This is a genomic window from Arsenicicoccus bolidensis DSM 15745, from assembly GCF_000426385.1.
In the GTDB taxonomy this organism is placed as follows: Bacteria; Actinomycetota; Actinomycetes; order Actinomycetales; family Dermatophilaceae; genus Arsenicicoccus; species Arsenicicoccus bolidensis.
The window spans coordinates 1-11,725 of record NZ_AUFG01000066.1 but is presented as its reverse complement, the minus strand read 5'-3'; the positions used below and the strand labels follow the sequence as shown (position 1 = coordinate 11,725).

Genomic DNA, 11,725 nt, shown 5'->3' with positions numbered 1-11,725 from the left:
GGCCGCTGCTTTTTTCAGGAACTCCCGATCCATCCGCAGCTGAGCGTTCTCCGCGCGCAAGCGCTCCAGCTCGGCCCGCTCATTGATATCACCCGCCGGCGGCGGCTCATCCATCCGTGCACGCTCCCTGGCGACCCACCGACCCAGCAGCTGCTCACCGATCCCGATCTCTGAGGCGACCGCCGCGATCGTGCGGCCGGAGTCGATCACCAGATGAGCGGCATCACGGCGGTACTGCGGGGTGAAACTCTTCCTCTTGGCACCCATGAAGGCATCCTCTCCCGCCCAGCTACTCAGAGCCGGGCCAGTCAGGGTGTCCGTCGAACGGGGGCAACCTCAAACGCTCACGATCGTGGAGGGGCGGGGGTGGGGGTGGGGGTGCGCGAGGCCGACACGACCCACTCGGTGACGCGGTCCAGGACGGCCGAGTCGATCCGCCACCGCTGCCAGTAGAGCGGGACCAGCACGTCGTGCCCGGGCGCCACCTCCACCAGGTCGTCGCGTCGCCCCAGCTGCGCGACCGGCAGCGCGCCCCACCCCAGCCCGCACCGCACCGCCATCGCGAAGTCCTCGGTCGACGGCACGGTGTGCACGAGTCCCGTTGCGGTCACGCCGAGCTCGCGCAGCACGCCGTCCTGCAGGTCGTCCTTGTCGTTGAACCTCACCACCGGCATCCGGGACAGGTCTCGCTCGTGCCGCTCCCACAGCCACCGGGTCGCGACCGGGACGTAGCGCATCGGTAGCAGCTCGGTGACCGAGCAGCCCTGCACCGCAACGGGGTCGGCGGTCAGAGCGGCGAGAACCCTTCCGGCGCGGAGCAGCTCGAGGCTGTGGTCCTGGTCCTCGACGTGCAGCTCGAGGCCGATGTCACCGGCCTCGGCCGCCTCGACGAGGACGTCCCGCGCCCACGTGGCGAGCGAGTCCGCGTTGAGGGCGATCGCGATGGTGGTCGCGGTCGACTGGGCGGTGAGCGCGGCGCCTGCCTCGGCCTCGAGGAGCGCCAGCTGCCGCGCCATACGGACCAGGACCTCGCCCGTCGAGGTGGGGCGGCAGGGCCGGGTGCGCTGCACGACCACCTGGCCGACCCGGCGCTCGAGCGCCTTGATCCGCTGGCTGACGGCCGAGGGTGTGACTCGCAGCTCGTCCGCCGCCGCCTCGAAGCTGCCCTCCTCGACCACGGCGAGCAGGGCGGCGAGCTGGTGGGAGTCGGCATGCATGAAGATATGCTAATGATTCCGTAGGAACTGTCGTTGGACTGCATCGGCTGACCGGGCCTAGCGTCGTCGTCATGTCTCCCGTGCACAGCGCAGCCGTCGGCCTCCTGACCGGACTCGGCCTCATCGTGGCCATCGGCGCCCAGAACGCCTTCGTCCTGCGGCAGGGGCTGCTCCGCCGGCACGTCGGCGTGATCGTCGCGATCTGCGCGCTGTCCGACGCCGTGCTGATCCTCGCGGGCGTCGCAGGCGTGGGCGCCCTCATCACCTCCCACCCGACCGTCGTCACGCTGGCCCGCTGGGGCGGCGCGATCTTCTTGGTGCAGTTCGGGATCCGCACCGCCCTGGCCGCCCGCCACCCGGGCAGCCTCACCGCCGAGGAGCGCGGCGTGAACGGCCTGCGCGCCGCGGTGATGACCACGGTGGCCTTCACCTGGCTCAACCCGCACGTCTATCTCGACACGGTCGTCATGCTCGGATCGCTGTCCGCCACGCACGGGCGGGACGGGCGGTGGTGGTTCGGGCTCGGGGCGATGGCCGGGTCGCTGCTGTGGTTCACGGCCCTCGGGTATGGCGCCCGCTGGCTGCGGCCACTGTTCGCCAAGCCCCGGGCGTGGCAGGTGCTCGACCTGGTGATCGCCGTCGTGATGATCGCGCTCGGCGTGAGCCTCGTCGTCGGCGCCTGACCCGTCGCGTCGGCCGTCGCGCCGTGAGGCCGTCAGCGCAGGAGTCCCTGCTCCCGCGCCACCGCCACGGCCGCCGTCCGCGAGTCCACCCCGAGCTTGTCGAAGACGTGGACCAGGTGGGTCTTGACGGTGGCCTCGCTGATCAGCAGCTCGCGCGCGATCTCGCGGTTGCTGTGGCCCGCCGCGACGCGCGCGAGCACCTGCGCCTCGCGGTCGGACAACGCCGGGCGCGGGTCCCGCATGTGCCCGACCAGCACCTCGGCCGCGCGCGGCGCCAGGACCGTCTCCCCCCGGGCCGCACGCTCGACAGCGGCGACCAGCGTGGCGGGCGGCGTGTCCTTGAGCAGGTAGCCCGCCGCCCCCGCCTCGACCGCGCGGACGATGTCGGCGTCGGTGTCGTAGGTCGTGAGGATCAGCACACGCGGACCGTCCGGGTCGGCGCGCAGCGCGCGGGTGGCGGCGACCCCGTCGAGCCCCGCGCCGAGCTGCAGGTCCATGAGGACGACGTCGGGCCGCCGGGCGCGCGCCACGACGAGCGCCTCCTCGCCGGAGGCGGCCTCGCCCACCACGTCGACCCGGGCGTCGACCGCCAGCAGGGCGCGCAGCCCGGCCCGCACGACCGGGTGGTCGTCGACGACCAGGACGCGCACGGTCATGGCTGCTCCTGCCGGTGAGGGGTCGAGAGGGGGACGGTAGCCGCGATCGCGGTGCCGTCGCCAGGGGCGGTCTCGACGTCGAGCCGCCCGCCCAGCTCGGTGAGGCGCGAGCGCATCGCGCGCAGACCGAATCCCGTGCCTCCCAGCGGCGCCGACGCCAGCCGGGACTCGTCGAAGCCCCTCCCGTCGTCGAGGACGTCCAGCGAGACGGAGGTGTCGGCATACGAGATGGTGACGACGACCCGGGAGGCGCCGGAGTGGAGCCGCACGTTGGCGAGCGCCGACTGGGCCACGCGCAGGAGCGCGACCTCGACCGTGGTCGGGATGGTCCGGGCGTCGCCGTCGACGTGCAGGGTCGTGCGTATGCCGGACTGCGCGCCCAGCCGCTCGAGGAGCCGCCCGATCGCGGCGGGCAACGGCGCCTGCTCCAGCGCGGACGGCGTGAGGGCGGCGACGACGCGGCGGGCCTCCTCGAGGTTGTCGACGGCGGTGGCCTCGATCTGCGCGAGCAGGGGTTCGCGTGAGGCGGGGTCGGCCGCAGCGGCGCGGGACAGCAGCACGATCGAGCTCAGGCCCTGGGCAAGGGTGTCGTGGATGTCGCGGGCGATGCGGGTGCGCTCGGTGGCGACCCCGGCCTCGCGCTGGGTGGCGGCGAGCTCGTCGTGCACGGCCACCAGGTCGTCCTGGGCGGCGACGAGCTGCTCGACGAGGCGCCGGCGGTCCTCGCTCTCTCGGAGCACCCGCAGGTAGGCGGCACCCGTCCCGATCGCGACCAGCGCCCCGAGCACCGGCCCGAGCACCATGCCGGCGCGCAGCGACTCCGGACCGGCCCCGCGCAGCTGCGCGACGACCACCACCACCGTCATCGCGGCGGCCAGCGGGTGGGCGACCAGGGGCGGCAGCACCAGGACGCCGATCAGGATGAACGGGAAGGCCAGCCAGGAGAACTCGGGCGACACCACCAGCACGACCACGGCCCAGAGCGCCACGAGGACGCCCATCCACGCCAGCGCCGACGAGCGCGGTCGGCCTCGCTCGCCCTCAGCGGCAGGCGGGGACGCAGGCGGGGACGCCGGCGCGGGTGCGGGTCGCCGGGCCAGGCCGGCGCCGACGGCATACCAGCCGAGCAGGACCACCGAGGCGAGGGTGACGAGGGCGGGCGAGGACCCGAGGACCAGGCCGCGCACCGCGGCCACGGCCAGCAGCACCACGACCAGACCGTGCAGCGCCCCCTGGAGGCGCCGCACGGTCGGCGGGTGAGGGTCCGAGGTCATGGCCTCGAGGCTAGCCGTCGCGGCCACCACAGCCGCTCACCGGCGGCCGCGAGGACGGCGGGCACGACCAGCGTGCGGACCAGCAGCGTGTCGATCAGCACGCCGAGCCCGACGATGAGCCCGAGCTGACCGAGGGTGACGAGCGGCAGCACCCCGAGCGCCGCGAACACTGCCGCCAGCACGATCCCCGCGCTGGTGATCACGCCTCCGGTCGCGCCGACCGCCCGCACGACGCCCTCGTGGATGCCGTGGTCCTGCGCCTCGTGCAGGGTGCGGTGCGCGAGGAAGATCGTGTAGTCGATCCCCAGCGCCACCAGGAACAGGAAGGACAGCAGCGGCACGAGCACGTCCAGCCCCGGGAAGCCGAAGGCCGTCCGGCCGATCCAGGTCCCGAGCCCGATGGCGGCCAGCGCGCTGATCACGTTGACCCCCAGCAGGATCAGCGGTGCGACGACCGCGCGCAGCAGGGCCACCAGGACGAGCAGCACAACGAGCAGGATGAGCGGGGCCACGAGCGTGAGGTCGTGACGAGCGCCCACCTCGGCGTCAACCTGGCGGGCGGTCTGGCCCCCGACGAGCGCGTCGGACCCGGGCACGGCGTGCACCGCGTCGCGCAGCTCGCGGACGACGTCCTGCGCTGCGGCAGAGTCGGGTTCGGCGCTGCCGACGACCATGGTGCGGGTCCACCCGTCGTGCTCCGCGAGGGGCTGGACGCGGACCACCCCGGCCGCATGCCGGGCCGCCTCGGCCACGCGGGGTGCGGCCTCGGTGCGGCTGACCACCGTCATCGGGGCGCTCTCGCCCTGGGGGTAGTGACGCGCGAGCGTCTGCAGCCCGGCCGAGGACTCGGAGGCGACACGGAACTGCTCGGTCTGCGACAGCCCGACGCGCGTGCCGACGAGCCCGCTCGCCATGACGGCGGCCACGACGAGGCTGACGGCGAGGACCGGCACCGGGCGGGAGGTGACGGCGCGCGCCACGCGGGCCCACGGCCCGGTCGTCGAGGCGTCGGCGTCACCGACGCGAGGGACGAACGGCCAGAACAGCGTCCGCCCGCACACGGCGAGCGCTGCGGGGAGCACCACCAGCGCGAACGCCGCCGCGATCAGGAGACCCACCGCCGACGTGGGCCCGAGACCCCGCGTGCCGGGCAGCACGGCGAGCACGAGGGTGAGCAGGGACAGGACGACGGTGACGTTGGAGGCGAGCACCGCCGGGCCGGTCGCCACGAGGGCGTCGCGCAGCGCGACCCGGTGGTCGTCGCTGCGACGCAGCTCCTCGCGGTAGCGCGAGATCAGCAGCAGCGCATAGTTGGTCCCGGCGCCGAAGACGAGGACGCTGACGATCCCGCTGTCGAAGCTGAGGCTCCACGCCTGGCCGATCGCCTTGGCCACCACGCCCGCCAGGCCGTCCGCCAGGGCGACGACCGCCAGCGGCACCAGCCACAGCACCGGGGAGCGATAGGTCAGCAGGAGCAGCAGCGCGACGATCCCGATCGTGACGGCGAGCAGGCGCAGGTCGGCGCCGTCGAAGGCGCCCGCCACGTCCGCACCGAACGCCGGCCCGCCGGTGACCTGGGCCCGCAGCCCCGGTGTCCCAGCGGTCCCCGCCGTCGCGGGTCCGTCCCCCGGGGTCGCCGCTCCATCCCCCGCCGTCGCCGCTCCGGGCCGCGCGATCGCGGCTCGCATCGCCTTGACGTCGGTGGCGATCTCGGTGTTGGGACGGTCCGCGCGCACCGGGATGCTCACCAGCACCGCACGACCGTCCTGCGAGGGGATCGGGCGCGACGCCCGCTGCCCGACGCTGCCCGCCGCGGCAGTGCCCACACGCTGCGCGGCTGCGAGATCGCCCGCTGCGAGCGGGCGCTCGTCATACCGCGTCATCACCACCATCACGGGGCTGAGCTCGCTGCCGGGGAAGCCGGCGAGCAGCGCCGCGGCCCGGGCGGACTCGGAGTCCGGCGGCAGCGTCTCGTCGGCGCGACCGATCTCGGCGCCCCGCAGGGCACCCATGAGGGCCGTGGTGACCAGGACGGCGAGCACGAGGGTGACCCAGGCACCACGGCGGGAGGTCACGGCGTCCGCCAGGCGCCGCCAGGGCCCCCGGCTCGATCCGCCCGAGGGCGCCGGGGTGCGACGCCCCGGGGTCGGCGTCGACGGACGCGTCGCGGACGGTTCCGGCGACAGGTTCGGGGTCGGGCCCGGCTTGGAGCTCGGGTTCGGGTCGGCGGCATGGCGCTGGGTGCGGGTGGTCATCTGGTCCTCGGACGCTCGGTCTGCGGCGCCGGTGCGGCGCCACCACCAGCGTCGACCCGGTCCGGGCGCCGGGCATCGGCCGCGGGTGGGGCCGCGGCGTCATACCTTTGGTTGACCCCACCGAAGGACGTGACGATGCCCCACACCCCGCCCCTCGACCGCCTGCACGACGTCGACCGCCGAGGCTTCTCCAGCGACAACTACGCCGGCGTGCACCCCGAGGTCCTCGAGGCCCTCGCCACCGTCAACGGCGGGCACGTCGGGTCCTACGGCGCGGACCCCTACACCGAGGCGCTGCAGGACGTCGTGCGCGGTCACTTCGGCGAGAACGCCTCGTGCTGGCCGACGTTCAACGGCACCGGGGCGAACGTCGTTGCGCTGTCGGCGATGACGGACCGCTGGGACTCGGTCATCTGCTCCTCGCACGCCCACATCCACACCGACGAGTGCGGCGCCCCGGAGAAGGTCGCCGGCATCAAGCTCGTCGACGTCGAGTCCCCCGACGGGCGCCTCACCCCGGAGCGGATCGACCGCGAGGCCTACGGATTCGGCTTCGAGCACCACGCGCAGCCGCGCGTCGTCAGCGTCACCCAGTCGACCGAGGTCGGCACCCTCTACACCCCCGACCAGCTCCGCGCCGTGTGCGAGCACGCCCACGCCCTGGGCATGTTCGTCCACCTCGACGGTGCCCGCATCGCCAACGCCGCTGCGGCGCTGGGCTGCTCGCTCGCCGACATCACCACGGACGTGGGCGTCGACGTCGTCTCCCTCGGCGGCACCAAGGCCGGCCTGATGGGCGTCGAGGCCGTGGTCGTCGTCAACCCGGACGCCGTGCGACGCCTGGAGTTCGTGCGCAAGCTGTCCACCCAGCTGCCGTCCAAGATGCGCTTCATGTCGGCCCAGCTGCTCGCGCTCTACGCCGGGGACCTGTGGCTCGAGTCCGGGCGCCACGCCAACGCCATGGCCCGGCGCCTCGGCGAGGCCCTGCGCGGCATCGACGGGGTCACCGTCACCCAGGAGGTCGCCGCCAACGCCGTGTTCGCGGTGCTGCCGCCGCAGGTCACGCTGCGGATGCAGGCGCGCTACCCCTTCTACGTGTGGAAGGAGGCGACCGGCGAGGTGCGCCTGATGTGCTCGTGGGACACGACGGAGGGCGACGTCGACGGGTTCGCCGAGGCCCTGCGCGCCGAGATGTCCGTCACAGCCTGACGGCTCGACCGGTCGCTCGCGCTCGACCAGGGGGAGCACCGACGGACGAGGGGGCTCCCGACGCGGGCGGTTCCGGCATACGGTGAGGACCGAACTGGCCGGTAGGCCCGACCGAAGGAGCGAGATGGACACCGATGTCATCGTCGTGGGAGCCGGCCTCGCCGGTCTCGTCGCCGCGTGCGAGATCGCGGGCGCAGGCCGGCAGGTGCTGCTGCTGGACCAGGAGGGCGAGCAGTCGCTCGGCGGGCAGGCCTACTGGTCCTTCGGCGGGCTGTTCCTCGTGGACAGCCCCGAGCAGCGGCGGCTGCGGATCAAGGACACCGAGGAGCTGGCCTGGCAGGACTGGGAGGGCACCGCGGGGTTCGACCGGTCGGAGGACCACTGGCCGCGGGAGTGGGCTCGCGCCTACGTGAGCTTCGCTGCGGGAGAGAAGCGTTCGTGGCTGCACCAGATGGGGCACCGGCTCTTCCCCGTCGTCGGGTGGGCCGAGCGCGGCGGCTACAACGCCCTCGGGCCCGGCAACTCGGTCCCCCGCTTCCACATCACCTGGGGCACCGGCCCGGGCATCGTGGAGCCGTTCGAGCGGCGCATCCGCGACCTGGCGCACCGCGGCCTCGTGCGGTTCGGCTTCCGCCACCGCGTGGACTCGCTGATCGTCGAGGGCGGCGAGCCCGGTCGCGGCGGCGAGGTCGTCGGGGTGCGCGCCTCGGTCCTCGCTCCCGACGACGCGGACCGCGGCCGCCCGACCAACCGGACCGTGCTGCAGGACAAGGAGATCCGCGCGCAGGCCGTCATCATCACCACCGGCGGCATCGGCGGCGACCACGACCTCGTGCGCGCCGCCTGGCCCGAGCGGCTCGGCACCCCGCCGCGCCACATGGTGACCGGCGTCCCCGCCCACGTCGACGGCCGCGGCATCGGCATCGCCCAGGCCGCGGGTGGTCGCCTCATCCACCCCGACCGCATGTGGCACTACACCGAGGGCGTGCACAACTGGGACCCGATCTGGCCGGGCCACGGCATCCGGATCCTCCCCGGCCCCTCGTCCCTGTGGCTCGACGCGACCGGGCGCCGCCTGCCGGTCCCGCTCTACCCCGGGTTCGACACGATGGGGACGCTCGCGCACCTGCAGCAGGTCGGCGCAGACCACAGCTGGTTCGTGCTCGACAAGACCATCGCCGGCAAGGAGTTCACGCTCTCCGGCCAGGAGCAGAACCTCGACCTCACCGGCCGCTCCTGGCGCGGCGTCGCCTCCCGGGCGCGCACCGACATGCCCCCGTCGGTGCAGGCCTTCCTCGACCACGGCGAGGACTTCGTGCAGGCGAGCACGCTGGACGAGCTCATCGCGCGCATGGTCGCGCTCGAGCCGGGCGGCGGGCTGGACCCCGAGCAGGTGCGCCGCGAGGTGCGCGCCCGCGACCGCGAGATCGTCAACCCGTTCAGCAAGGACAGCCAGGTCACGCACATCCACGGCTCGCGACGGTTCCTCGGGGACAAGCTGATCCGCACCGTCCCGCCCCACCGCCTCGAGGACCCCGAGCACGGCCCGATGATCGCGGTGCGGCTGTCCACCCTCACGCGCAAGACGCTCGGCGGCCTCGAGACGGACCTGTCCGCGCGGGTCCTCAGCGCGTCCGGCTCGCCGGTCCCAGGCCTGTATGCCGCGGGCGAGGCCGCCGGTTTCGGCGGGGGCGGCATGCACGGCTACCGCGCGCTCGAGGGGACCTTCCTCGGCGGCTGCCTGTTCAGCGGACGGGCAGCCGGCCGGGCCGCCGCCATGGCGACCGGCTGATCCTGTCCGTATGCCGGGAGCCCACCCTCACGCCGCGTGACCTGAACGGTCCAATCCCGGCGACATCGCGGGAGGCGGTCACAGCACGTAACCGCCTCCCAAGATTTTCCCGGGGAGGTCTGGCGCCGACACCCGTTCGGGCGCAAGGATGGCCGCGTCGGCATGGGGTGCGGGGGGCCTCCACGCACCTGGGGGACCGACATCGAACACCGGGGAGCAGACCATGTCACTCACTCGCCCGGCCGCTGCCGCCGCAGCGGTCCTGATCACCGCCGGCGGCGGTCTCGTCGCCGCCTCACCGTCCGGGGCAGCACCCGCCGCCTCCCGCAGCGCGCTCGGCCTCACGACCGCCGCCACCACCACTGTCACGACCTCTGTCACGGCCGGCAGCGCCATCGGCCGGTCGCCCAAGGACGACGCCAAGACGGCCTCGGCCCTGCGCGCCATGGCCTCGCCCAAGGTCACGTGGACCCGCTGCGGCTCGGGCCTGCAGTGCGCCACCCTCGAGGTGCCCCTCGACTACGACGACCCGACGCTGGGCACCACCAGGCTCTCGATCAGCCGTCGCCCCGCCGACAACCCGTCCCAGCGCATCGGCTCCCTCTTCACCAACCCCGGCGGACCCGGTGGCCCCGCCACGCAGACCGTCGGCTACTTCGCCAAGGACCTGGGCGCGCAGGTGCGCAAGCGGTTCGACATCGTCGGGGTGGGCCCGCGCGGCATCGAGGGCCAGGACCTGGCCATGTGCTTCGGCAAGCCGGGCGAGCAGATGCCGCAGCTCGACGAGCACGCGTTCCCCTTGTGGGACAAGGAGTTCGCGCAGCACCTGGCCTACGACCGCGCCTATCGCAAGACCTGCGCCACCGCCATGCCGCGCATCCTCAAGCACATGTCGACCGCCGACACCGCTCGCGACATGGACCTCGCCAGGCGCGCGCTCGGCGACAAGCAGATCAGCTACTACGGCATCTCCTACGGCAGCTACCTCGGTGCGACATACGCCGCTCTGTATCCCAACAACATCCGAGCCCTCGTCGTGGACGGCGTCCTCGACCCCGTCGCGTGGGCGACCGGCCGCGGTGGGGAGCACCGCACCAAGCCGGTCACCGAGCGGCTCAAGTCTCACCTCGGGGCGCACGAGGCGCTGATGTCGGCGTTCACCGAGTGCGAGCGCGGCGGGACAAGCCTCTGTGCGGAGGCCAAGACGGTCCGCAAGGACTGGGAGGCCATCCTCGCCACCCTGTCCAAGGGCCCGGTCGACATGGGCGATGGCAACTACCTGCGCTACGACGACGTGATCGGCCTCGCGCTGCAGGTGCTCTACTCCGCCGACGACATCCCGCAGCTGATGCCCTTGATCACCGAGCTGCGCCAGGCGGTGGCCCCCACGACGCCGAAGAAGCCCGCTCGCAAGGCATCTGGCTCGGCCACCGCGGACGGCAACGGCACGGCGGGCGCCACGGCGACGCCCAAGGTGGCCGTGGCACGGCTCAAGGCCCTGGCCGCCAAGGTCGACCGGGAGCACCCGACGCCCGCGCCCCTGTCGGACTCCACCGCACCCAAGGACGCGCACCGCACCAACGGCCCGCTCATGTCGGCCGGCGCGCTGCGCTCGGCCCCGGTCACGTCCGCGTCCTCGTCCTCGTCCGCTCCCGCCGCGGAGGAGCCTCCCGGCGAGCCCGAGGCCCCCGTCTACTCGGCCGGCTTCCACGGCGTGCTGTGCTCCGACTCGCTCAACCCGCAGGACCCGAAGGCCTGGATCACCGCCGACCGCCGCGTCAAGTGGCAGGCACCCGGCTTCGGTCCGGCATGGCTGTGGTCCTCGAGCGTGTGCGCGGGCTGGCCGGGGATGAACCCCGACGCCTACCGCGGACCGTTCACCAAGGCCACCTCGACGCCCGTCCTCATCATCGGCAACCACCACGACCCGGCGACGCCCTACAGCGGCGCCGTGGCCTACCGCAAGGAGCTCAAGACCTCCCGCCTGATCACCCTGACCAACGGCTACGGCCACGGGGCGCTCGGCGTGAGCACCTGCGTCGACAAGCTCCGCACGCAGTACCTCGTCAACCGGCTCGTGCCCGCATCCGACACCAGCTGCAAGCCCGACCACCCGCTGTTCACCCGCCTCGACTGACCCCGTCCGCCGCGCACGGACGAGTCAGGTGACCCGGCGGGGCACCACGATCGGCCCAGCACGCGCTGTGTCCGCTCCAGGTGCCCCGTCGGGTCACTTCCCGTCGGGACCCCCGCCGCCTCGGCGCCCCGGGCGCCCCCACGGGTCACTTCCCGTCGGGACCCCCGCCACCTCGGCTCCCCGACGCCCCGGCAGGTCACTTCCTGCCGCCAACCCCCGGCTATCGGCTCCCCGACGCCCCGGCAGGTCACTTCCTGCCGCCAACCCCCGGCTATCGGCTCCCCGACGCCCCGACGGGTCACTTCCCGTCGGGCGCCCCGGAACCCCACCGCCTCGGTCAGAGCCCCAGCGCGACCTCTTGCTCGCGCAGCGCGTTGGCCACGCGTGCCACCATCTCCGCGGGGCGGGCGAGGTCCCGGCTGGTCAGCTCCTCGACCCGGTAGTCGTGGTCACGCAGCCCCCTCACCCGGTGCAGGTCGTCGCGGCGCTGGCGGTCAGAGGT

Annotated in this window: 9 protein-coding genes; 4 read left to right on the top strand and 5 right to left on the bottom strand. The window is 73.7% G+C overall.

Going from position 1 to position 11,725, the window contains the following annotated elements; all coding sequences use genetic code 11:
• Together K313_RS0118890 and K313_RS0118885 are read right to left on the bottom strand one after the other, a co-directional pair.
• On the bottom strand, window positions 1–267 hold a 267-nt coding region (locus K313_RS0118890; RefSeq protein WP_029212758.1), incomplete at its 3' end, for a transposase.
• Window positions 268–344: 77 nt separating this feature from the next.
• Window positions 345–1,217, bottom strand: a complete 873-nt coding sequence (locus K313_RS0118885; RefSeq protein WP_029212940.1) for an ArgP/LysG family DNA-binding transcriptional regulator — start codon at window positions 1,215–1,217, stop codon at window positions 345–347.
• A 71-nt stretch (window positions 1,218–1,288) separates the two neighbouring features.
• Here K313_RS0118885 and K313_RS0118880 point away from each other — a divergent pair, with 71 nt between their 5' ends.
• Window positions 1,289–1,900, top strand: a complete 612-nt coding sequence (locus K313_RS0118880; RefSeq protein WP_034254486.1) for a LysE/ArgO family amino acid transporter — start codon at window positions 1,289–1,291, stop codon at window positions 1,898–1,900.
• A gap of 32 nt (window positions 1,901–1,932) precedes the next feature.
• On the opposite strand, the gene K313_RS0118875 is transcribed toward K313_RS0118880, so the two are convergent.
• From K313_RS0118875 to K313_RS0118865, 3 genes are read right to left on the bottom strand one after another with little or no spacing between them, the layout of a single operon-like run.
• Window positions 1,933–2,556, bottom strand: a complete 624-nt coding sequence (locus K313_RS0118875) for a response regulator (RefSeq protein ID WP_029212938.1) — start codon at window positions 2,554–2,556, stop codon at window positions 1,933–1,935.
• The gene (locus K313_RS0118870; protein WP_034254492.1) at window positions 2,553–3,830 is read right to left on the bottom strand and encodes a sensor histidine kinase; all 1,278 of its coding nucleotides are present in this window, start codon (window positions 3,828–3,830) and stop codon (window positions 2,553–2,555) included. Before K313_RS0118870 ends, K313_RS0118875 begins: the two co-directional genes overlap by 4 nt.
• Window positions 3,827–6,085, bottom strand: coding sequence for an MMPL family transporter (locus K313_RS0118865; protein WP_029212936.1), 2,259 nt, complete (start codon window positions 6,083–6,085; stop codon window positions 3,827–3,829). The genes K313_RS0118870 and K313_RS0118865 overlap by 4 nt, the downstream gene beginning before the upstream one ends.
• Window positions 6,086–6,220: 135 nt before the next feature.
• On the opposite strand from K313_RS0118865, the gene K313_RS0118860 reads away from it, so the two are divergent.
• From K313_RS0118860 to K313_RS0118850, 3 genes are all read left to right on the top strand, one after another.
• Complete coding sequence (locus K313_RS0118860; RefSeq protein ID WP_029212935.1) at window positions 6,221–7,294, top strand: threonine aldolase family protein; 1,074 nt, start codon at window positions 6,221–6,223, stop codon at window positions 7,292–7,294.
• Window positions 7,295–7,418: 124 nt separating this feature from the next.
• Complete coding sequence (locus tag K313_RS0118855) at window positions 7,419–9,086, top strand: FAD-binding dehydrogenase (protein WP_029212934.1); 1,668 nt, start codon at window positions 7,419–7,421, stop codon at window positions 9,084–9,086.
• Window positions 9,087–9,309: 223 nt separating this feature from the next.
• On the top strand, window positions 9,310–11,223 hold the full coding sequence (locus K313_RS0118850) for an alpha/beta hydrolase (protein ID WP_029212933.1): 1,914 nt from the start codon (window positions 9,310–9,312) through the stop codon (window positions 11,221–11,223).
• The last annotated feature ends 502 nt before the right edge of the window (window positions 11,224–11,725 follow it).